Source organism: Sphingobium sp. CR28 (assembly GCF_052327305.1).
Classification (GTDB): Bacteria; Pseudomonadota; Alphaproteobacteria; order Sphingomonadales; family Sphingomonadaceae; genus Sphingobium.
Genome location: NZ_CP182486.1, coordinates 2,815,889 through 2,842,089 on the forward strand (window position 1 = coordinate 2,815,889; position 26,201 = coordinate 2,842,089).

Annotated in this window: 29 protein-coding genes and 1 tRNA gene; 14 read left to right on the forward strand and 16 right to left on the reverse strand. The window is 62.2% G+C overall.

Annotation, left to right across the window (positions count from 1 at the left end):
- Window positions 1–107 precede the first annotated feature (107 nt).
- The 3 genes from ACNAOH_RS13620 to ACNAOH_RS13630 are packed head-to-tail and all read left to right on the forward strand — an operon-like array spanning window position 108 to window position 2,784.
- Entirely contained in the window at window positions 108–812 is a 705-nt protein-coding gene (locus tag ACNAOH_RS13620) for an AAA family ATPase (protein WP_443970692.1), read from the forward strand.
- A complete protein-coding gene (locus ACNAOH_RS13625; protein ID WP_443970693.1) occupies window positions 812–1,330 on the forward strand; it encodes a hypothetical protein in 519 nt (172 codons plus the stop codon). The genes ACNAOH_RS13620 and ACNAOH_RS13625 overlap by 1 nt, the downstream gene beginning before the upstream one ends.
- A complete protein-coding gene (locus ACNAOH_RS13630) occupies window positions 1,327–2,784 on the forward strand; it encodes an SPOR domain-containing protein (RefSeq protein ID WP_443970694.1) in 1,458 nt (485 codons plus the stop codon). The genes ACNAOH_RS13625 and ACNAOH_RS13630 overlap by 4 nt, the downstream gene beginning before the upstream one ends.
- Here the strand turns inward: ACNAOH_RS13630 and ACNAOH_RS13635 are convergent.
- From ACNAOH_RS13635 to ACNAOH_RS13650, 4 genes are read right to left on the reverse strand one after another with little or no spacing between them, the layout of a single operon-like run.
- Window positions 2,781–4,004 (reverse strand): dihydroorotase, encoded by a 1,224-nt coding sequence (locus ACNAOH_RS13635; protein WP_443970695.1) that lies wholly within the window; start codon window positions 4,002–4,004, stop codon window positions 2,781–2,783. The two genes, ACNAOH_RS13630 and ACNAOH_RS13635, sit on opposite strands and share 4 nt — an antisense overlap.
- Window positions 3,995–4,987, reverse strand: coding sequence for an aspartate carbamoyltransferase catalytic subunit (locus ACNAOH_RS13640; RefSeq protein WP_443970696.1), 993 nt, complete (start codon window positions 4,985–4,987; stop codon window positions 3,995–3,997). The genes ACNAOH_RS13635 and ACNAOH_RS13640 overlap by 10 nt, the downstream gene beginning before the upstream one ends.
- A gap of 47 nt (window positions 4,988–5,034) precedes the next feature.
- Window positions 5,035–5,523, reverse strand: a complete 489-nt coding sequence (gene ruvX, locus ACNAOH_RS13645) for a Holliday junction resolvase RuvX (RefSeq protein WP_443970697.1) — start codon at window positions 5,521–5,523, stop codon at window positions 5,035–5,037.
- Window positions 5,505–6,599 carry a DUF3089 domain-containing protein gene (locus ACNAOH_RS13650; RefSeq protein WP_443970698.1) on the reverse strand — a complete coding sequence of 365 codons (1,095 nt, stop codon included), beginning with the start codon at window positions 6,597–6,599 and terminating at the stop codon, window positions 5,505–5,507. Before ACNAOH_RS13650 ends, ruvX begins: the two co-directional genes overlap by 19 nt.
- Window positions 6,600–6,731: 132 nt before the next feature.
- Between ACNAOH_RS13650 and gatC the strand changes: the two genes are divergently transcribed.
- From gatC to gatB, 3 genes are all read left to right on the forward strand, one after another.
- Window positions 6,732–7,019, forward strand: a complete 288-nt coding sequence (gene gatC, locus ACNAOH_RS13655) for an Asp-tRNA(Asn)/Glu-tRNA(Gln) amidotransferase subunit GatC (RefSeq protein WP_443970699.1) — start codon at window positions 6,732–6,734, stop codon at window positions 7,017–7,019.
- Window positions 7,019–8,500, forward strand: coding sequence for an Asp-tRNA(Asn)/Glu-tRNA(Gln) amidotransferase subunit GatA (gene gatA / locus ACNAOH_RS13660; RefSeq protein WP_443970700.1), 1,482 nt, complete (start codon window positions 7,019–7,021; stop codon window positions 8,498–8,500). Before gatC ends, gatA begins: the two co-directional genes overlap by 1 nt.
- A 95-nt stretch (window positions 8,501–8,595) precedes the next feature.
- Window positions 8,596–10,068: an Asp-tRNA(Asn)/Glu-tRNA(Gln) amidotransferase subunit GatB gene (gatB, locus tag ACNAOH_RS13665; protein WP_443970701.1), complete on the forward strand. Its 1,473-nt coding sequence runs from the start codon at window positions 8,596–8,598 to the stop codon at window positions 10,066–10,068.
- A 17-nt stretch (window positions 10,069–10,085) separates the two neighbouring features.
- On the opposite strand, the gene ACNAOH_RS13670 is transcribed toward gatB, so the two are convergent.
- Together ACNAOH_RS13670 and ACNAOH_RS13675 are read right to left on the reverse strand one after the other, a co-directional pair.
- Window positions 10,086–10,898 carry a transporter gene (locus ACNAOH_RS13670; protein WP_443970702.1) on the reverse strand — a complete coding sequence of 271 codons (813 nt, stop codon included), beginning with the start codon at window positions 10,896–10,898 and terminating at the stop codon, window positions 10,086–10,088.
- 51 nt (window positions 10,899–10,949) lie between these two features.
- Window positions 10,950–11,132: a hypothetical protein gene (locus tag ACNAOH_RS13675; RefSeq protein WP_443970703.1), complete on the reverse strand. Its 183-nt coding sequence runs from the start codon at window positions 11,130–11,132 to the stop codon at window positions 10,950–10,952.
- Window positions 11,133–11,237: 105 nt separating this feature from the next.
- On the opposite strand from ACNAOH_RS13675, the gene ACNAOH_RS13680 reads away from it, so the two are divergent.
- On the forward strand, window positions 11,238–12,410 hold the full coding sequence (locus ACNAOH_RS13680) for an acyl-CoA dehydrogenase (protein ID WP_443970704.1): 1,173 nt from the start codon (window positions 11,238–11,240) through the stop codon (window positions 12,408–12,410).
- Window positions 12,411–12,433: 23 nt separating this feature from the next.
- Here ACNAOH_RS13680 and ACNAOH_RS13685 read toward each other — a convergent pair.
- Window positions 12,434–12,516: transfer RNA gene (locus tag ACNAOH_RS13685), tRNA-Leu, on the reverse strand.
- 363 nt (window positions 12,517–12,879) lie between these two features.
- Here ACNAOH_RS13685 and tig point away from each other — a divergent pair.
- From tig to clpX, 5 genes are all read left to right on the forward strand, one after another.
- Window positions 12,880–14,457, forward strand: coding sequence for a trigger factor (tig, locus tag ACNAOH_RS13690; protein WP_443970705.1), 1,578 nt, complete (start codon window positions 12,880–12,882; stop codon window positions 14,455–14,457).
- A 23-nt stretch (window positions 14,458–14,480) separates the two neighbouring features.
- The gene (locus tag ACNAOH_RS13695) at window positions 14,481–15,446 is read left to right on the forward strand and encodes a glycosyltransferase family 2 protein (protein WP_443970706.1); all 966 of its coding nucleotides are present in this window, start codon (window positions 14,481–14,483) and stop codon (window positions 15,444–15,446) included.
- A 69-nt stretch (window positions 15,447–15,515) separates the two neighbouring features.
- A complete protein-coding gene (gene clpP, locus ACNAOH_RS13700) occupies window positions 15,516–16,154 on the forward strand; it encodes an ATP-dependent Clp endopeptidase proteolytic subunit ClpP (protein ID WP_443970707.1) in 639 nt (212 codons plus the stop codon).
- Between the two features lie 114 nt (window positions 16,155–16,268).
- Window positions 16,269–17,360 (forward strand): acyltransferase family protein, encoded by a 1,092-nt coding sequence (locus ACNAOH_RS13705; RefSeq protein WP_443970708.1) that lies wholly within the window; start codon window positions 16,269–16,271, stop codon window positions 17,358–17,360.
- A 122-nt stretch (window positions 17,361–17,482) separates the two neighbouring features.
- Window positions 17,483–18,748: an ATP-dependent Clp protease ATP-binding subunit ClpX gene (gene clpX / locus ACNAOH_RS13710; RefSeq protein ID WP_443970709.1), complete on the forward strand. Its 1,266-nt coding sequence runs from the start codon at window positions 17,483–17,485 to the stop codon at window positions 18,746–18,748.
- Between the two features lie 134 nt (window positions 18,749–18,882).
- Here clpX and ACNAOH_RS13715 read toward each other — a convergent pair whose 3' ends face one another.
- The 8 genes from ACNAOH_RS13715 to ACNAOH_RS13750 form a co-directional block, all read right to left on the reverse strand.
- On the reverse strand, window positions 18,883–19,299 hold the full coding sequence (locus ACNAOH_RS13715; RefSeq protein WP_443970710.1) for a SufE family protein: 417 nt from the start codon (window positions 19,297–19,299) through the stop codon (window positions 18,883–18,885).
- A 58-nt stretch (window positions 19,300–19,357) separates the two neighbouring features.
- Window positions 19,358–19,609 carry a hypothetical protein gene (locus tag ACNAOH_RS13720; protein ID WP_443972150.1) on the reverse strand — a complete coding sequence of 84 codons (252 nt, stop codon included), beginning with the start codon at window positions 19,607–19,609 and terminating at the stop codon, window positions 19,358–19,360.
- Window positions 19,610–19,652: 43 nt separating this feature from the next.
- On the reverse strand, window positions 19,653–19,925 hold the full coding sequence (locus tag ACNAOH_RS13725) for a hypothetical protein (protein ID WP_443970711.1): 273 nt from the start codon (window positions 19,923–19,925) through the stop codon (window positions 19,653–19,655).
- Window positions 19,926–19,947: 22 nt separating this feature from the next.
- Window positions 19,948–20,274, reverse strand: a complete 327-nt coding sequence (locus ACNAOH_RS13730; RefSeq protein WP_443970712.1) for a hypothetical protein — start codon at window positions 20,272–20,274, stop codon at window positions 19,948–19,950.
- A gap of 73 nt (window positions 20,275–20,347) precedes the next feature.
- A complete protein-coding gene (gene pspC, locus ACNAOH_RS13735; RefSeq protein ID WP_443970713.1) occupies window positions 20,348–20,728 on the reverse strand; it encodes an envelope stress response membrane protein PspC in 381 nt (126 codons plus the stop codon).
- A gap of 1 nt (window position 20,729) precedes the next feature.
- The gene (pspB, locus tag ACNAOH_RS13740; RefSeq protein WP_443970714.1) at window positions 20,730–20,996 is read right to left on the reverse strand and encodes an envelope stress response membrane protein PspB; all 267 of its coding nucleotides are present in this window, start codon (window positions 20,994–20,996) and stop codon (window positions 20,730–20,732) included.
- Window positions 20,997–21,002: 6 nt separating this feature from the next.
- Window positions 21,003–21,668: a phage shock protein PspA gene (pspA, locus tag ACNAOH_RS13745; protein WP_443970715.1), complete on the reverse strand. Its 666-nt coding sequence runs from the start codon at window positions 21,666–21,668 to the stop codon at window positions 21,003–21,005.
- 73 nt (window positions 21,669–21,741) lie between these two features.
- A complete protein-coding gene (locus tag ACNAOH_RS13750; RefSeq protein WP_443970716.1) occupies window positions 21,742–21,918 on the reverse strand; it encodes a hypothetical protein in 177 nt (58 codons plus the stop codon).
- A 180-nt stretch (window positions 21,919–22,098) separates the two neighbouring features.
- Between ACNAOH_RS13750 and pspF the strand changes: the two genes are divergently transcribed.
- Window positions 22,099–23,148 carry a phage shock protein operon transcriptional activator gene (gene pspF / locus ACNAOH_RS13755; RefSeq protein ID WP_443970717.1) on the forward strand — a complete coding sequence of 350 codons (1,050 nt, stop codon included), beginning with the start codon at window positions 22,099–22,101 and terminating at the stop codon, window positions 23,146–23,148.
- A 176-nt stretch (window positions 23,149–23,324) separates the two neighbouring features.
- A complete protein-coding gene (locus tag ACNAOH_RS13760) occupies window positions 23,325–23,936 on the forward strand; it encodes a superoxide dismutase (protein ID WP_443970718.1) in 612 nt (203 codons plus the stop codon).
- Window positions 23,937–24,012: 76 nt separating this feature from the next.
- Here the strand turns inward: ACNAOH_RS13760 and ACNAOH_RS13765 are convergent, their stop codons facing one another.
- A complete protein-coding gene (locus ACNAOH_RS13765) occupies window positions 24,013–26,190 on the reverse strand; it encodes a 3-hydroxyacyl-CoA dehydrogenase NAD-binding domain-containing protein (RefSeq protein ID WP_443970719.1) in 2,178 nt (725 codons plus the stop codon).
- Window positions 26,191–26,201 lie beyond the last annotated feature (11 nt).

Consider the following 26,201-nt stretch of genomic DNA (forward strand, 5'->3'; position numbering starts at 1 on the left):
CCTTCGGCCATCGCCTCAGGCCAGCCAATGGCCACTTAACCAATTTTTAGTCGCGTATGTGAGACTCTGCACGGAAGCGGAACGATTTTTCCCTGGGGGTTACAGCTTTGCGCATTCTCGCACTCGCCTCTCAGAAAGGCGGATCAGGCAAGACGACCTTGTCCGGCCACCTGGCGGTCCAGGCGCAACGCGCCGGTGCAGGGCCAGTGGTTCTGATCGACATCGACCCGCAGGGATCGCTCTCCGACTGGTGGAACGAGCGAACGGATGATTATCCCGCTTTTGCGCAGACGACCGTGGCGCGTCTCGCGACTGATCTTGAGGCGCTTCGGGAGCAGGGCTTCAAGCTCGCGGTCATCGACACACCGCCAGCAATCACAATGGCCATACAGAGCGTCATCGCTGTCGCTGAACTCATCGTGATCCCAACCCGACCGAGCCCGCACGACCTTCGTGCGGTCGGCGCGACCGTCGACTTGTGCGAACGGGCCGGCAAGCCACTGCTCTTTGTGGTGAATGCCGCCACGCCCAAGGCGCGCATCACTTTGGAAGCCTCGATCGCGCTTTCCCAGCATGGAACCGTTGCCCCGGTCACGGTGCATCACCGGACGGATTTTGCAGTGTCGATGATCGACGGCCGCACCGTCATGGATCTTACGCCAAACGGGCGCTCCGCTGCCGAAATCGAACAGCTGTGGACCTATGTGTCCGATCGGCTGGAGCGGAATTTTCGCCGGACGGTCTTTTCCGTGCCGACGGCGGGACAGCTTCCCCGGCAGACAGCGGGCTTTGGCCGCCGGGGCGTGATATAATGGCGCGCACGACGGAGCCGCGGCCGGCCGCATCTCTCAGCGCCGCTCTGCTCACGCGCCGCGACGGAACACAGCCCATAATGCGGCGGCAGGTTCTGGGCAGTTTTGTGAGCGTGAATCCCAGTCTGGATGATCCGGGTGCCAGCGATCCAGGTGAGGCCCGCGCGCTAACGGACCTAGCGCCTATAGCGCGGACGACCCTCATGTCAGGCGCGAGAGGCCCGTCGCCGGTAGCGCAGCAGATCGAGATGATTGCTCAGCGCATGAACGGTGAGGGCACATCCCAGCCTGAGCCCGCGACGGCTCCGATTGCGGAACAGCCCGAAGCCGCTACGCAGACTCGCAAGGTTGCGTTTACCCTACGCCTCGACACCGAACGTCACATCCAACTGCGACGCCTGAGCGCGCAGGGCCACATGTCCGCTCAGCAGTTTCTTGTAGGCGTGCTCGATCGGCTCATTGCCGAGCAAGAGCAGACCGATCCGAATGCTGCAGAGCCGGCGAGGCGAGATAAATGAGCGGAACCTTGTCCATGAAGGGCCGCGCCCGGAGCACCTTGCTGGTATCAGCGCTGCTTGCCGCTTTCTCCACGGCGGGATGTTCCGGAGCAAGTCTTGATCGGCGGCCGGGAGTTGCCGGCTTGCAGGCGCGCGTAACCGTCGCACACGTCGAGAAAGCTCTGGCCTCGAAGGATTTTCCGCGCGCGTTGCAGGCAGCCGAGCGGCTTGTCGCCGCCGCGCCGCGAGACGCCGGCTATCGTGCGTTGCTTGGCCGGGCCTATCTTGCCAACGGGCGTTATCTGGCCGCGCGTACAGCCTTCTCCGATGCGATGACGCTCGGCAATCGCGACGTCCGAACGATCATCAGTCTTGCACTGGTCAAGGCGGGTGTCGGCGACGATGCAGGCGCCCGCGCATTGCTTTCCGAAAATATCGAGAACTTGCCTGCTGGTGACTATGGGCTCGCCATGGCCATCGCCGGAGATCCGCGAGAGGGCGTGCGCGCCCTTCTCGAAGCTGTGAAAATGGATGATGCCACGGCGCGGACCCGGCAGAACCTCGCTTATGCCTTCGCGCTTTCCGGTGACTGGACGCAGGCCCAACTCGTGGGCGCGCAGGATATGGATCGAGCTGCTCTCCAGCAGCGCCTCCTCCAATGGTCGCAGGTGGCGCGCGAAGGCGCGGAGCCGCTGCGTGTCGCCGCGTTGATCGGCGTGCCGCCGCGATTTGACGATGCTGGCCTCCCCGAACGTCTGGCGTTGCGGGCCGAGCCTTTGGCTCCGCTATATCAGGCGCCTGCTGGCGATATCGTTCAGGAGGCGAGAGCGCATGTCGAAGCAAAGACCACTCCTCCGGTACCGGTGGTTCAGCTGGCAGCAGTTGTTGAGCATCCACGCGTCACGCTCGCCCCGCCTGTTCCGCCCGTAGCCCTTCCTGAGGCTAAGGCAACTGAACCAACCCAGGCGCCAAAGGGTGTCGCACCCCCGACACTTGCTGCCGCCTTCGCGCCGCTTTCTTCCGCCGTGCCATTGGTTCGCGCGCAAAGCGAACCGATGCGTGAGGCCCTGAAAGTGGCGTTTGCGCGCAAGGTTGCGGGAAGCGTGGTAGGCAAACTTCCGAAACCGGCCTCCGCGCTGCGCGCGAGCGACTGGGTCGTGCAGCTGGGCGCCTACAACAGCAGCGAGGTCGCTGCGGAGAAATGGCAGCGCCTTCGTGAAGCCCATAAGAGCCTTGCGGGATATAGCGTCGTGAACAGCAGGGTCTGGCTACAGGGGCGGACATTCTATCGCGTCGCCTTGGGAGGCTTTGAGGCGCGTGCCGATGCGGTATCGCTCTGCACGGCGATGCAGGCGCGAGGACAAAGCTGCTTTGTCCGTACCGATCGACGCGCGGGCGCTGGAGCAATGGCTCGGGCCTCGACCGCCCCGAGATCCGCTTCGCGCGCCGCCCGCAGGCAGGTTGCCTCGCGTTAGCGGAAGACTCCGCCCTTCATCATCCGGCGCGCTCGGCCCTGCACCGGCAGCCGGTCAAATGGGGTGTTGCCCGCCGCTGCGGCCATTTTGCGCGAATCCACCACCCAGGGCGTATCGGGATCGATAAAGATCAGATCGGCCGGGGCGCCCTTTTCGACGGTGCCTGCATTCAGGCCAAGGATTTTCGCTGGATTTGCCGCGAGTAGCGCCATCATGCGTGTTTCGTTGATAAGGCCGTCACGCACCAGATTGAGGGCGAGGGGCAGCAGTGTCTCGGCTCCGGCCATGCCGGGTGCGGCATCGACGAAAGGCAGGCGCTTGTCTTCCGGTCCGCGCGGGTCGTGGCTGGAGCAAAGCACATCCACTGTGCCATCCGACACCGCGTCGAGCGCCGCGCGCCGATCCGTATCGCCCCGGAGCGGAGGGGAAAGGCGCGCGAAAGTTCGGAAGTCGCTGACTGCATTATCCGCGAGGAAGAGATAGGCGGGACTGACTCCGCACGTGACTGATAAGCCTTCGGCCTTGGCGGCGCGGATGAGGTCGAAGCCTGCTCTGGTCGTGACCAGCCGGAAATGCAGGCGACCGCCCGAGACCCGCAACAGCGCGATGTCCCGCGCGATGGCGATTGCTTCCGCACAGGCCGGAGCAGCTGGGAGGCCAAGGCGTGAGGATGTTTCCCCTTCGGTCGCCACAGCCTGCGCAACCAGTCCACCGTCCTCGGCGTGGGAAATGACCGTTAGGTTGAGCGCTGCGGCATATTGGAGAACACGCAGCATGACCGCCGAGTCCGCAATCCAGTGTCGCCCGGTCGCGATTGCGCGCGCGCCTGCGGCGCGCATCATTGCCATTTCGCCGAGTTCGATGCCGGCCAGCGCCTTTGTCGCGGCGCCAAGAGGGTGGACCCAGAAATCCGGCTTCCCCGCGCGTGCGGCATGCTGGACGAGCCCCGGATCGTCCAAAACGGGCGACTGATCGGGCATAAGGCCGACGCGCGTGATGCCGCCAAAATGGAAGGCGGGCTTGTCCGTCCGGAACACGCCCAGGTCGACGATGCCGGGCGCGACAATCAAGCCCGCCGCGTCGATCCGCTCCGCAGTCTCGGGAAGAGTGAGGTCAGCCCCGGCGGCGAGGATGCGATCATTCTCGATGAGCACAGCGCCGTCGGCAAGCGCGTCAGTCGACGGATCGCAGATGCGACCAGTGATGGCGATCAGGCCCATCCCGCAACTCCTCTGCGCTCACGGGTGAGCACATCCAGGCAGGCCATGCGCACCGCCACGCCCATCTCCACTTGTTCGGTGATCGTCGAGCGGTCAGGCATATCCGCCACAGTGCTGGTGATCTCCACGCCCCGGTTCATCGGGCCGGGATGCATCACGATTGCGTCCGGCTTCGCGCGTTTCAGCCGTTCCGGAGTGAGGCCGTAAAGCAAGTGGAACTCGCGCGCCGAAGGAATGAAGGCGCCGTCCATGCGCTCATTCTGCACGCGCAGCATCATGACCACGTCCGCGCCTTCGAGCGCTGCATCGAAATCATGGAACGGGGTCACTCTGTATCGCTCCGCTTCTGCGGGCATCAGCGTGGGTGGTGCGCAGACGCGGACATTGGCGCCCAGCGCGGTGAGGCAAAGCATGTTCGATCGGGCGACGCGGCTGTGCAGCACGTCGCCGCAGATCGTGACGATCACGCCCTCCAGTCCGCCCAGACGACGACGAATAGTCAGCGCGTCGAGCAGCGCCTGTGTGGGATGTTCGTGGCGACCGTCCCCGGCATTGAGGACCGGGCAGTCCACCTTGTCCGCAATGAGCTGCACCGCGCCCGAACTCATATGTCGGATGACTATCACGTCGGCGCGCATGGCATTGAGCGTCATCGCCGTGTCGATCAGCGTCTCGCCCTTTTTCACGCTGGACTGTGCGGCATGCATGTTGACCACGTCTGCGCCCAGTCGCTTGCCCGCCACCTCGAAAGAGAGGAGCGTTCGGGTGGAGTTCTCGAAAAAGGCGTTCATCTGCGTCAGACCGGCAAGCCTGTCGTCATGCTTGCGGCTGTCGGCGCGGTTGAGCGTCACCCATTGCTCTGCTTCGTCGAGCAGGAAGCGGATCTCATGCGGAGCGAGATTGGCGATTCCAAGAAGGTGACGGTGCGGGAAATTGTCCCGGCCGACGAGACCGGTGGACGAAGGGCTAGGTGATGGCGCCATGAAAACCGGCATTAAGGGAGGCAGGAGGGAAGCTCAAGGGAGGATGTTCAGAAGGCGAATGACCCGCCCGTCAGCCCGTCGATGGCACCTTGCAGTATGAGGGCGGCGGCATGCGCGTCGATCCGCTCGGCGCGCTTTGCCCGGCTCATGTCCTGCGCGATCATCGCCCGCTCCGCTGCGGCGGTGGACCAGCGCTCGTCCCACAGCAAAATCGGGAGGCCGAGCACCGCGATGTTGCGCGCGAAGGCGCGACTGGCCTGGCTGCGTGGGCTCTCGCTGCCGTCCATGTTGAGCGGAAGCCCGACAACGAGCCCGCGAACGGACTGCTTCGCCACGAAATCAGCGAGCACGCTCTTGTCCGCGGCAAACTTGCCCCGCTTGTGTGTGTGGGCAGGGCTGGCAATGCTCCAGCCGGCATCGCACAGCGCGAGGCCGATTGTGACGCTACCCACGTCCAGCCCCATTAGCCGGCCGCCATCCGGCAAAGCGTCACGAAACGCCGCTCGATCGAGGGTGATCAGCGTTTCGCTGCCCATGCATCCACTCTCCGCCTGACGTCTGCCCGCACCTGCGGCCAAAACAGGGCATAGTCATAAACATGATAGTTGTTGCCGGGCAGGACGGCCGAGCCAATCTCCGGCGCTGAGTCCATCATGAGGAAACCCTTTGCATCGCAGGTCGCGTTGGGGCGTATGGTCGCGTCCAGCTCGGTTTTGCCCTCGATGCCATCGCCGACCAACGCACCGCCGCGCGCGGAAGCGCCTGTAAGCGGGTTTGTGCAAAGCATGTGCGTGCCTTTGCGGGGCTTGCCGGTAAGGCCCGGATCGCGATCGAACAATTTGATAACCGAGGCGGTATCCGCCGGTGATGCGAAGCTCTGCCACGAGAGGATGCAACCGGCCTGATCCGGGGCGGTGCAGCCAAGCAGTGCGAGGGCAGGGAGATCCGCTTCGATCGAAACAGGCCATCCCACCAGATAGGCAGCCGCCAAACGGGTCGCGACCGGGCGACCTGTGACCTCTTCCGCGATCAGGCGCATGAGGTGAAGCGAGCCCTGACTATGCCCGGCAAGGACGATGGGGCCGGAGGGGTTGGCGCGTAAAAACGCACCAAAGGCCGCTTTCACATCGCCATAAGCGACATCGAGCGCCTTCTTCGCCTCCGGTTGATTGGTCAGGAACGCGCCGAACACGGCCTGTCGGTAGCGCGGCGCCCAGACCGGGCCGGCGCTGGCGAGCGCGCTTGCCTGAATGCGCAGCAGTCGTTCGCCATAGATGCGCGCATTGGCGTCGTCGATCGGCGCGTTCCACCGCGTCGTGTCGAAAGCGCTGGTGGAGGGCACGAAGAAGACGGGAGCGGTGACAGCTGGCTTGGCTGCACTATCCGGCTGCGGTGACCAGAGCGACGGGTCGCCCTTGCGTCCGTCCGGACGTGAGAACCACGCGTCCGCCTTGTCATAGGCGCTTGGCGGCAGTGGCGTCGGCGCGCTGAACGCGGCTCGCGGGATCATGGCGCTCTCGATCAGCCGTTGGCCGAAAAAGGAGAAAGCGATCATGCCAATCACGGCGATCACTATGCACGTGGCAATGATGTAAAGAAACTTGCGTGCCACGCCCTGTCGCTTTTCGGTGGAAGGTTGGTCTGTGGCCTCGCCATATGCCGGACGGGCGGATTTGCCAAATCATGTGGTCATCCACGCCTTGCCTGCTTGAAGCGCGCCGGTGCGGGTGCTAGCGCCCCGCGCATGAGCGTGGACCTGAACACTGTCAAAAAGATCGCCAGTCTCGCCCGCATCGCCGTCACCGACGATGAGGCGGAAGCGCTGGTGCCTGAACTCAATAATATTCTTGGCTGGGTGGAACAGCTTGGCGAGGTGGACGTAACCGGCGTCGAGCCGATGACGGCCGTCATCCCCAATCATCTGCGCCTGCGCGACGACGCGGTGACGGACGGGAATGTCCGCGAGAAGGTTTTGGCCAATGCGCCGCAGGCCGAGCACGGCTTCTTCACCGTGCCGAAGGTGATCGAATAATGACCGAACTCACTAATCTCACGGTCGCGGAAATTCGCGACGGCTTCCGTGCGGGAGACTTTTCCGCGCGCGAAGTGGCCGAGGGCTTCAACGCGAATGTCGCCGCTGCCAAGGCGCTCAATGCCTTCATCGTCGAGACGCCGGAAAAGGCGCTGCAAGCGGCCGACGCTGCCGACAAGGCCCGCGCCTCAGGCGATCTCAAGCCGCTTTCGGGCGTGCCAATCGGCATGAAGGATCTGTTCTGCACGGCAGGCGTCCAGTCCACCGCCGCGAGCCATATGCTGGAAGGCTTCGTGCCGACATACGAGTCCACCGTTTCGCAGAAGCTGTGGGACGCGGGCGCAGGCATGCTCGGCAAGCTCAATCTCGATCAGTTCGCAATGGGCTCGTCCAACGAGACAAGCTATTTCGGCAACGTCATCAGTCCATGGAAGCGGGGCGGCGGTGACAATGCGGCGCTGGCACCGGGCGGCTCCTCGGGTGGTTCCTCCGCTGCGATCAGCGCGCGCCTCTGCCCTGCGGCGACCGGCACGGACACAGGCGGATCGATCCGCCAGCCTGCGGCCTTCACGGGCATTTCCGGCATCAAGCCCACTTACGGCCGGTGCTCGCGCTGGGGCATCGTGGCGTTCGCTTCCTCGCTCGATCAGGCGGGGCCAATGGCGCGGACAGTGCGCGACAACGCCATCCTGCTCGAAGCGATGAGCGGGTTCGACCCCAAGGATGCGACGTCGCTCGATCTGCCGGTTCCGAACTGGGAGGCGGGTCTTTCCAGCGATCTCAGGGGCAAGAAGGTCGGTATTCCGAAGGAGTATCGCCCGGATGGTCTCAATGCCGAGATCGCCGCGCTTTGGGACAAGGGCATAGACTGGCTGAAGGATGCGGGTGCGGAGATGGTCGAGGTCTCTCTGCCGCACACTCAGTATGCGCTGCCGACCTATTATATCATTGCGCCTGCCGAGGCTTCGTCCAACCTCGCTCGCTATGACGGCGTGCGCTATGGCCTGCGCGATCTGCCCGATGGCGCGAACCTGCAGGACATGTATGCAGCGACACGCGCTGCCGGCTTCGGCCCGGAGGTCAAGCGCCGCATCATGATCGGCACCTATGTGCTCTCGGCAGGCTTCTACGACGCTTATTACACGCAGGCGCAGAAGGTGCGGGCACTCATCGCGCGCGATTTCGCGCAGGCGTTCGAGACATGCGATCTGCTGCTGACGCCGACCGCGCCGAGCGCGGCCTTTGCGCTGGGCGAGAAGCAGGCCGATCCGCTGGCAATGTATTTGAATGATGTGTTCACCGTGCCGGCCTCGCTCGCTGGTCTGCCGGCCATGTCGGTTCCGGGCGGGCTGGATGCGGCGGGCCTTCCGCTGGGTCTCCAACTGATCGGCAGGGCGCTGGATGAGCAGAGCGTGCTCAACGCCGGCCTCGCCATTGAGGAGCGCGCGGGCTTCACAGCGCGGCCGGAGCAATGGTGGTAATTTGAAGTCCGTTCGCCCTGAGCATCGTCGAAGGGCCGTACTTTTCTCAAGAAGGGCAGGGCTTCGACAGGCTCAGCCCGAACGGAAATGAAATAATGAGCGAAACCGCATATCGCATTCAGGGTGCAACGGGTGAGTGGGAGGTCGTGATCGGCCTGGAGGTCCACGCGCAGGTGACCAGCGAAGCCAAGCTCTTCTCCGGCGCGGCGACGGCCTTCGGTGCAGAGCCCAACACACAGGTGAGCCTGGTGGACGCCGCCATGCCCGGTATGCTCCCTGTGCCGAACCGCGAATGCATCCGTCAGGCTGTGCGCACCGGCATGGCGATCGACGCGAAGATCAACAAATGGTCGCGCTTCGACCGCAAGAATTACTTCTACGCCGACCTCCCGCAGGGTTATCAGATTTCTCAGCTTTATCATCCCCTTGTGGGTGAAGGTTCGCTTGAAATCGAAGCGGACGAAAAGGCAGGCATCCCCGAGGCCAAGACCATCGGCATCGAGCGTATCCATGTCGAGCAGGATGCCGGCAAGCTCATGCACGACCAGCATCCGACCCGTTCCTATGTCGATCTCAACCGGTCGGGCGTCGCACTGATGGAGATTGTCTCCAAGCCCGATATGCGCTCTCCTGCGGAAGCGGGCGCATATCTCAGCAAGCTGCGCTCGATCCTGCGCTATGTTGGCTCGTGCGACGGCAATATGGATCAGGGCTCGATGCGCGCCGACGTGAACGTCTCGGTGCGCAAGCCCGGTGAGCCCTTTGGCACCAGAACCGAAACCAAGAACGTGAACTCGGTTCGCTTCGTCATGGGGGTCGTGGAGCAGGAGGCGAAGCGTCAGGTCGCACTGGTCGAAAGTGGCGGCTCGGTCGTGCAGGAAACCCGTCTCTATGATCCCGACAAGAACACGACTCGTTCGATGCGCTCGAAAGAGGACGCGCATGACTATCGCTACTTCCCCGATCCGGACCTCCTTCCGCTCGAACTGGACGACGCGTTTCTGGAGGCGTGCCGCGCCTCTTTGCCCGAACTGCCGGGCGCCAAGCGCGCGCGCTATGAGGCTGCGGGTATCACCCCCTACAACGCAGCAGTGCTGACTGCCGATGTGGACACCGCGCGCTGGTTCGACGCCCTGCTCGAGGCGGGCGTCAAGCCGGTTCAGGCGTCCAACTGGGTGTCGTCGGAGCTGTTCGGCGCGCTCAACCGCCTCGGTCGGGATGTCACGGACAGTCCTGTGTCACCTGCGCAGGCTGCCGAGCTGCTTGCCCTTGTGGCGGACGGCACCATTTCGGGCAGCATTGCCAAGCAGGTCTTCGAGATCATGTTGGAGACCGGCCAGGGCGCGGCGGCGATCGTCGAGGAGAAGGGCCTCAAGCAGACCTCCGACACGGGTGCCATCGACACCGCGATCGCGAAAATTCTAGCCGACAATGCTGACAAGGTCGCTCAGTATAAAAGCGGCAAGGAAGCACTGTTTGGCTTCTTCGTCGGTCAAACGATGAAAGCGATGCAGGGCAAGGCCAATCCGCAGGTCGTTAACGAGCTGCTGAAGAAGGCGCTGGCCTGAGGGCGTGCGCTCGGTGCTCAAAAGCGCCGGGCGATCCCCACGTAAAGCTGGCAATCGGGGCTGGCATGGTTGAGGCCGATATTGACCCCGGCATCGAACTGGAGAGCGTCATCAGGCTGCCAAAGGGCTGAGAGACCAGTGATGGTCTTAGTGGTGGTGCCTGTCGGATCGCGATCGTTGTAGACGAAAAGCTCGGTGTTGACCGAGACTGCATCGCTCACGTCGAAAGCAAGGCCGGCCACGCTGCCGAAGCCCAGGTGCCGCCCGACGCCATCTTCATCGACAGCAGCGTCGATCTCGGGCGTCAACTCCAGCGTGACGCCGCCAAGATCGTAGGTGACTGGCACGATAAGGCCCGCGCCCCAGTCGCCTGCGCCGATCGCGTGGCTACCGGTCGGCAGCGTGGCGACAGGCATCAACGCAATGGCGAGACCCAATCCATCTGGATTGCGTAGATTATGCCGCAGGGCGAGGGTCACATCGCCCGTGCCCGTAGACCGCTCATGCTGCCCGTTCAGTCGGTCCGTTTCGCGTACATAACCTAAGGGCGACCAACCGATCTGCGCTTCCGTCCGCGCATCCAGCCCGATGCGAACGAGGGTGGCCCCTGCCAGCAGCGTGTCTGTCCGCATTGCTCGATCGCTCTCGCGGGTCCAATCGACTGCCTCAACCTCGACCGCGACATGACCGGGGTCCAGGGTGCAGGCCGGAATACCGAGGCCGGGGCTATCAAAGCATGGCTCTCTAAGTTTTTGCCCCGCTGAATCCTGCGCCCATGCCTGCGCCGGCATGACGAGCGCAAACATGACCGCGAGATGAAAGCGACGCATGCCACGTCCTCAAATCAATCTGGATTGCCGTCAATCGATAAGGCGGCGGCTTTAGTCCGGAGGAGGGGGTAGTTCGGGCACACCCCTGTCCGGATCGTCATACCCGGGCTCGGGAGGCATGAAGCCTGGTGGGGTCTCGCCGGGTTCTTCAAGCGGTGTCTCTACGGGGGGCAACTCCGGCGGTGACTGGGGCTCGATGGTATCGGGCGGCGGAATCTCGGGATTACTGGCCATGTGATTGTCCTCTCGCTGAACTAACCCGCCCCTCACTTGAATGGTTCCTTCGCCATCTCGCGGCGGGGCTTGCGAAAGATCGAGGAAGAGCGGATGACTCCGTCCATGTCATTTGAGTGGGCTGATCCCTTCCTCCTCGACGCGCAACTCTCTGACGATGAGCGCATGATCCGCGATACGGCTGCGAGCTACGCTGCGGACAAGCTGGCGCCGCGCATTGTGGCTGCTTATCGGGACGAAGCGACTGACCCGGAGATCTTTCGGGAGATGGGCGCGCTCGGCCTGCTGGGGCCGACCATTCCCGCCGAATATGGTGGCGCGGAAGCGTCCTATGTCGCCTATGGGCTGATTGCGCGCGAGGTGGAGCGCATCGACTCAGGCTACCGCTCGATGATGAGCGTTCAGTCGAGCCTCGTCATGTACCCCATCCACGCATATGGCTCGGAATCCCAAAAGCGGCGCTATCTGCCGAAGCTGGCCACCGGCGAGTGGATCGGGTGCTTCGGACTCACCGAGCCGGATGCCGGGTCCGATCCGGGAGGGATGCGGACGAGGGCACAGAAGATTGACGGCGGCTATCGGATTTCGGGCTCGAAAACCTGGATCAGCAATGCGCCGATCGCGGACGTTTTCGTGATCTGGGCAAAGTCGGACGCGCATGAAGGGCGCATTCGCGGCTTTGTGATCGAGAAAGGCACCGCCGGGCTTAGTGCTCCGAAGATCGAGGACAAGCTTAGTTTGCGCGCATCCATCACTGGTATGGTGATGATGGACGGCGTCGAGGTGTCCGAGGATGCGTTGCTTCCGGAAGTGGAGGGGCTCAAGGGCCCGTTTGGATGCCTCAACCGCGCCCGCTATGGTATCAGCTGGGGCGCTCTGGGCGCTGCGGAATTCTGCATGCACGCCGCCCGGCAATATGGGCTCGATCGCGCGCAGTTCGGCCGGCCGCTTGCCGCTACTCAGCTTTTCCAGAAGAAGCTGGCGGACATGCAGACCGAGATCGCGCTGGGCCTGCAGGCGAGCCTGCGGGTCGGCCGCCTGATGGACGAGGGCCGCTTTGCGCCCGAGATGGTGTCGATCGTCAAACGCAATAATGTCGGCAAGGCGCTGGATATTGCGCGGATGAGCCGGGACATGCACGGCGGAAACGGGATTTCAGGCGAGTATCAAGTGATGCGCCATCTCGTGAACCTTGAGACTGTGAACACCTATGAAGGCACGCATGATATCCACGCCCTGATCCTCGGGCGTGCGATCACCGGGATCGCTTCCTTCTGATCAGGTCATGCTCGCAAAGAGAATGGTGCGGCTAGAGGGACTCGAACCCCCACGGTTGCCCAACGGTACCTAAAACCGTCGCGTCTACCAATTTCGCCATAGCCGCGTGTGAGGGGCCTATAGGAGGCCGGTGTCGGGATGCCAAGCAATTCGTCCCCCGGTGGGAGTGGCCCGGCCATCGGTCGCAATTCAAGGCTGGTCATTCGCGGCCTCCTGCACTATGTGCCCTCGACTTGAGATTGGGTGACCGGGATGCGGCCTAGCCATCTCCGGGGGCTTGGGATCGAGGATTTGCGCGAAGTTTCTGATAACATGGCGCAAAATCTCGTTCACCGCTCCGGGTTGCGGGCCGGAATTTCGGTAACGCGAGATGCGGGATTCGGGGTTTCTCGTTCGCATCTGCCGCGCGCCTGACCGTTCGGTCCGCCCACGGTATTTCACAGCTTTTTGGAAAGCGTTGAGTAGAACCATGCAGATTGTCGAGACGTTGAACGAGGGCCTCAAGCGCGCCTACACCCTGACTGTCACTGCCAAGGACATCCACGCCCGCGTCGACGAGGAAGTGAAAACCATCGCGCCGCAGATTCGTATGCCCGGCTTCCGCCCCGGCAAAGTGCCCTCGAACCTCGTTCGCAAGATGCACGGTCCCGCGCTCGCTCGCGAGGCGCTCGACAAGTCAATCCGCGCCGGCATCGACAAGATCGTGGCCGACAACGCGCTGCGCCCCGCCATGCAGCCGTCGGTCGAGCTGACCGAGGATTATGAGGAAGGCAAGGACGCCGAGATCAAGGTGGCGATGGAAGTGCTGCCACAGATCACGGCACCGTCAATCGAAGGTCTGAAGCTTGAGCGTCTGACCGTTGAAGTGACCGACGAGGCCGTGGACGAGGGCGTCAATCGCATCGCCAGCCAGAATCAGCGCTTCAGCGAAGCAAAGGCAGGCCACAAAGCGAAGGAAGGCGACCAGGTCGTCATGGACTTCGTGGGCAAGGTGGATGGCGTGGCTTTCGAGGGCGGCACCGGCACGGATATGGCCGTGGTGATCGGCTCGGGCAATCTCATCCCCGGTTTCGAGGACCAGCTTGTTGGCGTGAAGGTGGGCGAAGAGAAGACGATCAACGTCACCTTCCCTGAAGAATATCAGGCGACCAATCTCGCCGGCAAGGCCGCGACCTTCGATCTGTCCATTACGGCGGTCAAGGTGCCCAGCGAGGGCGGGCCGGACGATGAGTTCGCCAAGTCGCTGGGCCTGGAGAGCCTCCAGCAGCTGCGCGATCTGGTGAAGGGCCAGGTGGAGCAGGAGCATAATGGCCTCACCCGCACCTATATGAAGCGCAAGCTGCTCGATCAGCTCGCGGCCTCTCATGACTTCGACGTGCCGCCGAGCATGGTCGATGCCGAGTTCCAGCAGATCTGGGCTCAGCTGGAGCATGAGGCGAGCCATGAGGAAGATGCCGAGGCTGCCCGCGCCGAGATCGAGAAGGATCGGGACGATTATCGCAAGATCGCGGAGCGCCGCGTTCGCCTTGGCCTCCTGCTCTCGGAAATCGGTCAGGCAAATGGCGTCGAGGTGACGCAGCAGGAGATGAACCGCCTCGTCACACAGGCCGCGATGCAATATTCGCCGCAGGATCGCGAGCGTTTCGTGGAGTATATCCGCAACGAGCCGATGGCTGCCGCTCAGCTTCGCGCACCGCTCTATGAGGACAAGGTTGTCGACTTCCTCTTCGAGAAGGCGGAGATCACTGATCGCGTCGTCGCTCGCGCCGATCTGGAAGCGGCGATCGAGAGCGAGGACACGGATGTTCACGTCCACGGTCCCGACTGCGGCCATGACCATGGTCACGATCACAGCGCCAAGGCGAAGAAGCCGGCCGCCAAGAAGGTGAAGGCAGAAGAGCCTGCCGCAGAAGCAGAGGCACTCGCTGAGGACGCCAAGTCCAAGAAGGCTGCACCGAAGAAGGCCAAGGCCGACGCGGACGCACCGGTAGCCGAAGGCGACGCCAAGCCGAAGAAAGCTCCGGCTAAGAAGAAGGCCGAGGCCTGATCCTCGCCGACTGACGCAGAACGATGACGCAGGCGCGCAGACCCGACCAGCCGGACTGGCCGGTTGGTCTGCGCGTCGCTGTCATTCTGCCCTGCTATAATGAATCGGTCGCGATCGGTCAGACCGTTGCGGATTTTCGCGCCGCGCTGCCCAGCGCCAGCGTTCATGTCTTCGATAACAACTCTTCGGATGACAGCGTCGCGGTCGCGACGTCTGCCGGGGCCAGCGTCTGGCCCGTGCGTCAGCAGGGCAAGGGACATGTGGTTCGCCGCATGTTCGCGGACATAGATGCTGACATCTACGTGATGGCCGATGGCGACGCGACCTATGAGGCAGCGGCGGCGCCTGCGATGATCGGCATGATGATCGCCGACAATCTAGACATGGTCGTGGGCGCGCGCCGGTCCGAGATGGAAGCAGCATATCGTCGCGGGCACCGCTTGGGCAACCAAATGCTGACGGGCCTTTTACGACAGCTCTTCGGCCGTAGTTTTACCGATATTCTGTCCGGCTATCGGGTGTTCTCGCGGCGTTTCGTGAAAAGCTTCCCCGTGCTGTCCGCCGGTTTCGAGATCGAGACAGAGATTTCGGTCCATGCGCTGGAATTGCGCATGCCAGTGGGAGAGGTCGTTACGGCCTATGCGGCACGTCCCGAAGGTTCTCAATCCAAGTTGTCTACCTATCGTGACGGCTGGCGCATCCTCAACATGATGCTCAAGCTTTACCGGCTGGAGCGCCCTCTCTGGTTCTTTGGTGCGATCGGGGCGGTCTGTGTACTTCTGGGCCTGATCCTCGGGATTCCCGTGGTGGAGACTTATCTTCGCACGGGCCTCGTGCCGCGCTTCCCTACCTTCATCGCGACGGTTGGCCTCGGAATATTGGGCGCGCTCAATGTCATGTGCGGGCTCATCCTCGATACCGTCACGCGTGGCCGCCAGGAAATGAAGCGGCTCGCGTATCTCGCCCATCCGGCGCCCCGGCGGGGTTAATCCCCTTGCGCGGGGCGAACCGAATGCCGATGTAGGGTGCCGGGCAAGACACTCCTACGAAAGATCTCCATGACCGACATTCTCAGCGATCCCCTCGGCGCTCTCGTTCCCATCGTTATCGAGCAGTCGAACCGCGGCGAGCGGAGCTTCGACATTTTCTCGCGGCTGCTGCGCGAGCGGATCATCTTCGTCACCGGGCAGGTCGAGGATCACATGGCCTCCCTCATCGTCGCCCAGTTGCTCTTCCTCGAGTCGGAGAACCCGAAGAAGGACATCTACATGTATATCAATTCGCCCGGCGGCGTGGTGACGGCCGGCATGGCGATTCACGACACTATGCAATATATCCGTCCCAAGGTCGGAACCGTGTGTATCGGTCAGGCAGCGTCGATGGGCAGCTTCCTGCTGGCGGCGGGTGAGCCGGGTATGCGAGTCGCGCTCTCGAATGCGCGCATCATGGTGCACCAGCCTTCGGGCGGCGCGCAGGGCATGGCGTCCGATATCGAGATTCAGGCCAAGGAAATCCTGCGGATTCGCCGGCGTCTGAACGACTTGTATGTGAAATATACGGGCCAGACGCTGGAGGCAGTAGAGCGGGCAATGGACCGCGACACCTTCCTGGAAGCGGACGAGGCCAAGGCGTTTGGCCTGGTCGACGCGGTGTTCGAGCGGCGCCCCGTGCCGGCAGAAGGGTCTGGCGAGGCCTGATTTAAGACCTGTCTCACTTTTACTCATTCTGAAATGACGCGCGGCTCATCGTTCATTGCGGTGGGCCGCGCTTCTGTTATTCGTTGAGTTTTGGTTGGCCCCTGGAGTTTGTCAGTGCGTCATCAACCAGTGCTGGATCTCTTCCGCGCGGCCGCCATTCTCATTGTGATGGTATCGCACTTAGGGTTAGAGAAGCTCGTTCCCGGCGGTTTCGGCGTAACGATTTTCTTTTTCCTCAGCGGCTTCCTGATTATTTCATTAATGCGCGTAGAACATGCGACTACGGGCCGCGTTTCATTGCGGGATTTTTATATAAAGCGCACGATCCGCATCATTCCCCCAATGTTTTTGACAATGGGATTTGCGATTGTCTTGCTCCAAGCCGGGTTAATTGGCGGGGGATGGAGCTTCTGGGGCGCTACGAGGGACGCTCTGTTTCTGACCAACTATCACTGGCCCTGGCCTCAGGAGTCAGGCCTTCCTATGCCGTTATGGTCATTAGATGTGGAAGAGCATTTCTACATTCTCTTTTCGGCAGTGTACGTGGTTTTGCTGGCACGCCTGCTGCCAAGGCAGGCGGCATTGCTCTGCTTTGTGGCATGTGGGTTGATACTTGGCGCGCGTATGTTCGAAGTCTTTGTGAATGGTGAAATCGTAAACACCTACTATTGGTCGCATACGCGTATGGACTCGATCCTTTTCGGTGGCTGTCTGGCGTTCTGGAACAATCCGCTTCTGGACGATAAGGCATGGCGTCCGCGCCTCATTCATGTTGCTGCAGCGCTGGGTATATTGGTCGTCTGTCTGCTTATTCGGAATAACCTGTTTCGTGAGACCATTCGCTATTCTCTGCAGGGCGCGGCTTTGTTCGTCCTGTTTTCCTACGCGCTGAATTCACAAGGCGCTTTGGTTCGTCTGGCATCGAACCGGGGAATTCAGACTACAGCGCTGCTATCTTACACGCTCTATCTGGTTCATGTCCCAATCCTCAAGATGATACAGAATCTTGCGCCCGCTATATCACCGGTAATTGTGGGATTGTTGTGCTTTGCGCTGTCTTATCTGTATGCTTGGGCAATGCGCGCGCTCGTTGAAAAGCCACTGGCGAACTGGCGTCGCAGCCTTGTTGCAGCACCCCACCCAATGGCCTCCACGACGGGTCATTTGGCGTTTCCTCCGCTAGGTGTGGGCCGCAGGGTCGGCTAGGCTTTGTTCAACATATCTGAGCACGCTTTCACTACTTGTGGTCTGGTAATACCCCAAGTTAGAACTACATGTTGGGCGTTATGACGGATTCGTCGAACGGATGCGTCCAAGGAAGGCATTGAATGACCAAGCTCACTGGATCGGACTCGAAAAGCACCCTCTACTGCTCGTTCTGCGGCAAGTCGCAGCACGAAGTGAGGAAGCTGATTGCGGGGCCTACCGTTTTCATCTGTGACGAATGTGTCGAACTGTGCAACGACATCATCCGCGAAGAGACGAAGGGTGGCCTTGGCGCGCGCCGGGACGGTGGCGTGCCGACGCCGCAAGCCATTTGCGATGTGCTCAGTGATTATGTGATCGGACAGGAGCGCGCCAAGCGCGTGCTTTCGGTCGCGGTTCACAACCACTACAAGCGGCTTGATCATGGTGCCCGGACAGGCGAGGTCGAACTTGCCAAGTCGAACATTCTGCTGATCGGCCCCACGGGTTGCGGCAAGACCTTGCTTGCCCAGACGCTCGCCAAGACGTTCGACGTGCCGTTCACCATGGCGGATGCGACGACGCTGACCGAGGCTGGTTATGTCGGTGAGGATGTGGAGAACATCATCCTCAAGCTGCTCCAGGCGTCCGACTATAATGTGGAAAAGGCGCAGCGCGGCATCGTCTATATCGACGAGATCGACAAGATCAGCCGCAAGGCCGAGAATCCCTCGATCACCCGCGATGTATCGGGCGAAGGCGTGCAGCAGGCGCTGCTCAAGCTCATGGAAGGCACGACCGCATCCGTGCCGCCCCAGGGCGGACGCAAGCATCCGCAGCAGGAATTCCTGCAGGTCGACACGACGAATATTCTTTTCATTTGCGGCGGCGCGTTCGCAGGCCTTGAGAAGATTATCGGCGACCGGCTTGAGGGCAAATCCATCGGCTTTGGCGCGCATGTCGCGGCGCCCGACGAGCGTCGGACGGGCGAAATGCTCAAGCAAACCGAGCCGGAAGATTTGCTGAAATTCGGCCTGATCCCCGAGTTCGTAGGCCGTCTGCCGGTCATCGCAACGCTGGAAGATCTCGATATCAAGGCGCTCGTCCAGATTTTGGCGGAGCCCAAGAACGCGCTGGTCAAGCAGTACAAGAAGCTCTTCGAGATGGAGAATGTGGAGCTCAGCTTCACAGACGAGGCGCTGACGGCGATCGCTCAGAAGGCGATCGAGCGGAAGACTGGTGCGCGCGGTCTGCGCTCGATCATCGAAGCAATCCTGCTCGATACCATGTTCGACTTGCCTGCCATGGAGGGCGTGACCGAAGTGGTGGTGGATAAGGACGTGATCGAGGGCCGCAAAGAGCCGGTCCGTGTGTTCGCGGAGAAGCGGAAGGCGGAAGACGCCGCCTGATCGCAACCGACGCCCGGGCGAAGCCGCAAGGGTACAGCCCCGAAAGATACGGAACGCGCGGAGCCAAACGAGCTTCGCGCGTTTTCTTTTTTGAAAGCGCGGGCGTTTCCGTTTCTTGCGCGCGATCCGCTGGCTCAGCCCGCCCTGTAGCGCGCTGCCGTCTCCCGGATCAGCGCAATCATATTGGGAATGCCCTGCGTGCGATTGGAGGAGAGTTGCCGTTTGAGTTCAAAAGGCGCCAGAACGCCTTCGATGTCGGTCAGCTCAATCTCCTCTGGCGTGCGATCCTGCACCGTCAGCAAGACCAGTGCGATGATGCCCTTGGTGATCGCCGCGTTACTGTCCGCAAGGAAGTGCAGGCGACCATCGGGAAGGCGTGTGGGGTAAACCCAGACTGCCGCTGAACAGCCGCGGACGAGCGTTGCGTCGGTTTTGAGAGGTTCCGGCATGGGCTCAAGCGATCGGCCCAAATCGATGAGAAGGCGGTAGCGCTCGTCGCCGTCAAGCAGCTCATAGTCGTCCTGCACGGACTGAAGTGTCGGCATGGTCATGATGCCGTTCCCTATAGCGCGCTCGGCCAGCAGCGCCAGAGGAGGGGAAAGCTGATGGCTACAGATCGACGCCGGCCGCGATCGCCTCCAGTTTGCGAATCCGTTCCTTAAGGTCCGCGACTTCGATGCGTGTAGCCGTAGAGGGAGACTCGCCTTCCTGCGCCAAGGAAGCGCGGGAGACGAACTGCTCCAGTTCTGCACGCTTCAGGCTCAGCCAGCCATTCCAGCCCTTGAGGGCTGTTACCGCTAGGATCGCGATCGAGCCCAGCATCGTGATCGCGGTGCCGGTATTGAGCATGAGATCTTCCATCGTCATGTCCGGGGTTCCTGATAATTGCGCGGGATTATGGTCTTCAATCCTGCTGCTTGAGCTTTTCGAATTCGCGATCGAGCGCCGTCGAGCTGTCGGTCGCGAGGCGCTCCAGCACGGCGACCCGTTCCTTCAGGGCCTTTACTTCGCCGCGCAGCCGGTCCGCCTCTGGGTTATCAGCCGGAGGCATATCCGCCGCGCCCGTCCGCCGACCCCTGCTGCTGGCGCAACTCGATCCGGCTCCATATTTCGCGCGGACCACGCTGGCGATGGCGGTGATCGCAACGATGGCGACAACCATTTCAAACGGGTTCATGTGTGTATCCCCTTTTACGTCGTCAGTTTGCCGGGCCGCGGAGCAGCTCGATCTCCTGGCCGAGCCGCAGCGATCCGTCCGTCACAATCCGCTCCACATTGGCGAGGCGGTCTTTCATCGAGCCAACCTCCGCGCGCAGCTGAGCATTTTCCTGGCTGAGCAGTTTGATGCGCTCGATCATTTCTTCGTTCTTCTGCGGGTAGACCGCCTTGCCCCAGCTATTCTCCAGCGGGTAGCCGTGGCGAATGCGGAGCCATGTCGTGATGACCCAGCCCGCCACGCCCAGTGCGGTGACTATGGCCGCGAGCGGAGCGAGGGTGGTGAAGAACTGAATTTTTTCGGCGTCCATGATGCTTTCCTTCCCTTTTGTTCCGGCGTCTCACTGATCTTTCGATCAACGACGGGCGGCAATCGACCAGGGCTCAGCGCAGGCTTTCGATTTCGTCGGCGAGGCGCGTGTTCCGGCTCGTGTAGAACATCTCGATGTCTGCCAGACGCCGGTCGATGTCCCGGAATTTGGAGCGCACATCGCGGGTGGAGGCGGTGGGGTTCGAGCGAACGCCTTGCCAAAATTTCTCCTCCGCGCGGTCCAGATAGAGCCCGGCCGGCTTGTTGTCCGCCATCCACACAGTGAGGAAATAGGCGATGAGGGTCCAAGGGAAGGCGCCCATCAGGGTGATGAGGACCGCACCCACGCGGACCCAGAGCACATCGATTCCGGTGTAGTCGGCTATCCCGGCGCAGACGCCCTGCCATTTCCCTTCCGCCTTGTTCAGGTAGAATTTGGTGCGACGAGCGGTCATCTCAGTTTCTCCTGTCGAAGGTGTAGTCGTCATCGCGTGACGGCGCGGAGGGACGGAAATCGGGATTGTCGGCGGCGATGATGCGCTCCACCGTGGCGAGCCGCTCTTCCAGACGGCGCGCCGTCTCATACATGGAGTCGAGCATCGTCTCGTCCTCGTTCGTCAGCGTCCCGGCGGTCTTCCACTTGGTCACGTAGTGGAAGATGAGCCAGGGCAGGCCGATGAAGATCGAGGTAATCGCGATGATAGGTATCAGCACGTCTTCCATGGCGGCTTACCCCTTGTTCTGAGCAGCTTTGAGCGCGGCGAGCTCGGCTTCCACCTTGTCGCTCGACTGAAGCTCGGCGATTTCCTCTTCCAGCGTCTTGGGCTGGCTGCCCAGACCCATGGCATCGGCGCGACCCTCGGCCAGATCGACACGGCGTTCCAGCATGTCGAAGCGGGAGAACGCATCCTGCACCTTCTCGCCGGCGTACATCTCACGGACGCGCAGGCGCGTCTGGGCGCTCTCCATGCGTGTGACGAGGCTGTTCTGCCGGGCGCGAGCCTCGCGCAGCTTGCCCTGCAACTTGGAGATATCCTCTTCCGACGCGCGGAGGGCATCGTCGAGCACGCCGATCTGCGCCTTGAGCTGTTCTGCCATGTCTGCGGCCTTCTGCTTTTCTACCAGCGCGGCCTTGGCCAGATCCTCGCGGTCCTTGGAGAGGGCAAGCTGCGCCTTCTCTGTCCAGCTCGTCTGGAGGCCTTCCAGCTTGGTGATGTGGCGGCGCATCTCCTTCTGGTCGGCGATGGTCCTGGCCGCAGATGCGCGGACCTCGACCAGCGTCTCTTCCATCTCGAGGATGATCATGCGGATCATCTTGGCCGGGTCTTCGGCACGGTCGAGCATGTCGGTGACGTTGGCGGCGATGATGTCGCGGGTGCGGGAGAAGATGCTCATTGTCAGTTCACTCCTGGTCTTCGTGTCGCCGGGGCGGGGAGGGGGTGGCCCGCCCCGGCGTGGGTTGCCGGCTTCAGGCCAGATAGGCCGCGAGCCGGGTGGGAGCCTCATGGGTCGTCGCGGCGGCAAAGGCCGGCTCGGATGCGCTGGCCTGGGCAGGGCCTACGGCGCTCAGCACCATGATGGAGCTGAAGAGCAGGGCGCAGATGGCTGCGAACGCCTGATTGCTGAGGGGGGTGTTGCCAGTCACTCTTGATACTCCCTGAAATGGCCTTCGTTCGTTTCCGCTTTAGGTGCGGCTTGCCCAGCACTTTGCAGGGGGCGTGCCAAATCTCGAAAGGCACCAAAATCCGCCAGTTTTGAGCAGCCAGAGCACCTTGCTTGCGAAAATCTGTTGCGAAGACATGGGAATTTACGCCAACATTTAGGGATGGAGAAAAATTCCCACTTTGTCGGTGAATCGAGTGCCTTTCTCGATGCAGTCGAACAGGCCGGCCGAGCGGCAGAACTCATCCGCCCGGTGCTGGTGATCGGAGAGCGGGGCACCGGCAAAGAGCTGATTGCAGAGCGTATCCACCGCCTTTCGCCGCGCTGGGACGGGCCGCTAATCGTGATGAACTGCGCGGCCCTCCCAGAGACGCTGATCGAGGCTGAGCTCTTCGGTCACGAGGCGGGAGCGTTTACGGGCGCGACGAAGGCGCGCGCCGGGCGGTTCGAGGAAGCCGATGGCGGCACGCTTTTCCTCGATGAACTGGGCACGCTCTCGATGGCGGCGCAGGAGCGGCTCTTGCGCGCCGTGGAATATGGAGAGGTCACGCGGATCGGCGCGTCCCGGCCGGTGACGGTCGATGTGCGCATCGTCGCTGCGACCAATGAGCATCTGCCCGACTCGGTGGAACAGGGGCGCTTCCGCCCGGATCTGCTCGATCGCCTCAGTTTCGAGGTCATTACACTCCCGCCCCTGCGGAGCCGTCATGGCGATGTGGAGGTGCTCTGCGATTTCTTCGGCCGGCGGATGGCGAGCGAATGTCGCTGGCCGGCCTGGCCGGGTTTCTCCGACGCCGCCATGGCTGAACTTGTCGCCTATGCCTGGCCTGGAAATGTGCGCGAGCTGCGCAACGTCGTTGAGCGCGCAATTTACCGCTGGGATCATCCGACCCGAGCGGTGGATGCCGTGCAGTTCGACCCATTCGAATCACCGTGGCGTCCACGGTCTGCGCCATCAAAAGGCGCGAACGGCGCAGCCGGGGCGAGCGCGGCCGTTCCGACCGCTTCTCGGGAAGCGAACGAAGGAGCGGCCGCTCAGGCACTGGACGACGTGGCTGACCTGCGTGGCGCGGTCGATGCGCATGAGCGTGCTATCATTACGCGCGCGCTTGAGAGGCACCGCTACAATCAGCGTGCCACTGCCAAGGCGTTGGGTCTCACTTATGATCAGATGCGCCACTGCATGAAGAAGCATGGCATTGCCCAGGCATAGAAAAAGCCTGTCGGTAAAATCATTGCACTGCGAAATCGATTGGCGCTAGGTGCGTCAAGAGCGGCGGATTCCCGCGCGTTTCGAAGGGTTTATTGCGATTGTCTCGCAACAACGTTTCGGGTGTGTGTGCGTTTCCCTGCCGGGACCAATGACCATTTCATGGAAGGAATATCGACGTGGCCTTCATCCTCCCCGAGCTGCCCTATGCTAAGACCGCCTTTGGCGACAAGATTTCGGCCGAAACCTTCGATTTCCATCATGGCAAGCATCACAATGCCTATGTCGTGAAGGCGAATGAACTGGTCGCGGCTGACGAGAGCCTTCAGGGCAAGAGCCTCGTCGAGCTGATCAAGACGTCCAAGGGGGGCCTCTTCAATCAGGTCGGCCAGATCTGGAACCACAGCTTCTACTGGCTGGGCCTCTCGCCCGAGCCCACCGAGCCGACCGGCAAGCTTGCCGATCTCATCAATGAGGGCTTCGGCTCGACCGACGCGCTGATCGAGAAGCTGAAGGCAGAGGCCGTGGGCCACTTCGCCAGCGGCTGGGCAGCGCTCAACCTCAAGGACGGCAAGCTCGAAGTGACGAGCTATCACGACGCCGATACCCCGGTCGCCCATGGCGCGACGCCGCTCTTCATCCTCGATGTGTGGGAGCACGCCTATTACATCGACTATCGCAATGCGCGCCCGAACTACGCGGACACCCTGCTGAAGAGCTGCGTGAACTGGGATTTCGTTGCGAGCAACCTGGATGGCTCGGGCGTCGAAAAGGCCGATCAGAAGGGCTGAACGCTCTAATAATCGCAAATATGGAAAGGCCGGTCCCGTTGGGGGCCGGCCTTTTTATTTGCCGTATAGCGCCGGATCAGGCGGCCTTCGCCGCCTCCCTCATGTAATAGCTCCCGCCGCTTGCTGCCATGTCGCGCAATTGCTGAGGCGCGGCGAAGCGGCTGCCATGCGCCGCCGTCAGGCGGTCGAGTGTCTCCACGACCTTCGCCAGCCCTATCGTGTCCATCGCGCTGAACGGCCCGCCGGTATAGGGCGCAAAGCCCCATCCAAAGATGGCACCGAGATCGCCATCCTGCGGCGTAACCAGTACGCCCTCTGCAAAGCAGCGCGCGCACTCGACGAGCTGGCGATAGAGCAGCCGCTCGCGTACCTGCGCCGGCGTGGGCTGACTGGCGCTCAGGGGAAACTCAGTGGCCAGGCCCGGCCATAGCGCCTTTTTGCCGCCATCGGCCGGGTAATCATAATAGCCCTTGCCGTTCTTGCGGCCAAGGCGATCCAGATTGACCATTCGCTCCGCTACATCGTCGGCGCGGCTCGGTTCATAGGCATCACCCAGATCCTTCTGCGCCGCGCTCATCACTTTCCAGCCCAGCTCGATCGAGACTTCGTCCGACACTGCCAGCGGACCGACAGGCATACCGAGCTGTTTGCCGACATTCTCGATGAGCGCGGGCACCACGCCTTCTGCCAGCAGAATCGTGCCCTCCTGCACATAAGTGCCGAAGCAGCGCGAGGTGTAGAAACCACGACTGTCATTGACGACGATCGGGGTCTTCTTGATCTGCGCCACGAAGTCGAGCGCCTTGGCAATGGCCGCGTCGCCGGTCTGCTTGCCCAGGATGATCTCCACCAGCGGCATTTTCTCGACCGGCGAGAAGAAGTGCACGCCAATGAAGTTCTCGGGCTTGCTCCATGCTTCGGCCAAACCCGTGATTGGTAGAGTGGAGGTATTGGAACCGAAGATCACGTCAGACCCCAGCACCGCCTCGACCTTTTTCGTCATCTCGGCCTTCACCGCGCGGTCCTCGAACACTGCTTCGATCACGAAGTCGCAACCGGCAAGCGCCGCTACGTCCGTTACCGGGGTGATGCGCGCCAGCGTTTGCGCCATTTTCTCCGGCGTCATGCCCTTGCCGAGCCGCTTTTTCAGAACCTCTTCGGCGTGGGCCTTGCCCTTGTCGGCGGCTGCCTGATCGCGATCGAGCAGCATCACTTCGATACCGGCCTGCGCGGCGACGGTGGCGATGCCCGCGCCCATCATGCCCGCGCCCAGCATGGCGAGCTTCTTCGTCGGTTGCTTCTCCACGCCAGCGGGGCGCCGTGCGCCACGCTCGGCCGCCTGTTTTGACACGAAGAGCGTGCGGACCATGTTGCCCGCCTGCGGATCGGCGATGATCTTCGCGAAATATTTGCTCTCTACGCGGATCGCCTTGTCCATGGGGAGCTGGATGCCCTCGTAGACGGCCGAGAGCAGCGCATGGGGCGCATGAATGTTGCGCTGGGTCTGCTTGGTGGTGAGCACGGTCGCGCCTGCCATCGTCTGGATGAAGCCGGGATTGAACTGCCCGGCGCCCCCGGGCACTTTGAAGCCTTTCACGTCCCACGGCTGAGTGCTTGCCGACGGGTTGGCCTTTACCCACGCTTTTGCTGCTTCCACCGTCCTGCCCGGTTCGGCCAGCTCATCCACCACCTTGAGCGCAAGCGCCTCGGGCGGGCGGAAGCTCTTGCCCTGCAGCATGTACATGAGCGCGGTCTGCATGCCGATGAGCCGGGGCAGGCGCTGCGATCCGCCGCCGCCGGGGAAAAGCCCGACGAGAATCTCGGGCAGGCCGATCTGCACCTTGGAGTCGCTGGTCAGCACGCGGTGATGGCAGGCAAGTGCGAGCTCCAGCCCGCCGCCCATGCATGTGCCTTCAATGGCGACCGCAATGGGTTTGCCGCAGGTCTCCAGCTTGCGCAGCAGGGCGTTGAGCACAAATACCTTGTCGAAGATGGCGCTCATCGTTGGCTTGTCGCCAGTCGGCGCGAGCATGGAGGACATCTGCTTGAGGTCCATGCCCGCCATAAAGCCGCTGGCCTTGCCAGATGCGATCACTGCGCCTTTGATGGTCTCTTCACCCGCAATCCGGCCGATTGCCGCGTCAAGATCCGCAAGGAAATCCGGGCCGATAACGTTCATGGACTGGCCCGGCACGTCGATGGTGAGAAGCGCGATGCCGTCGCTGTCGATTTCGAAGGAGATGGTGCTTGCCATTGTCGTGTGCT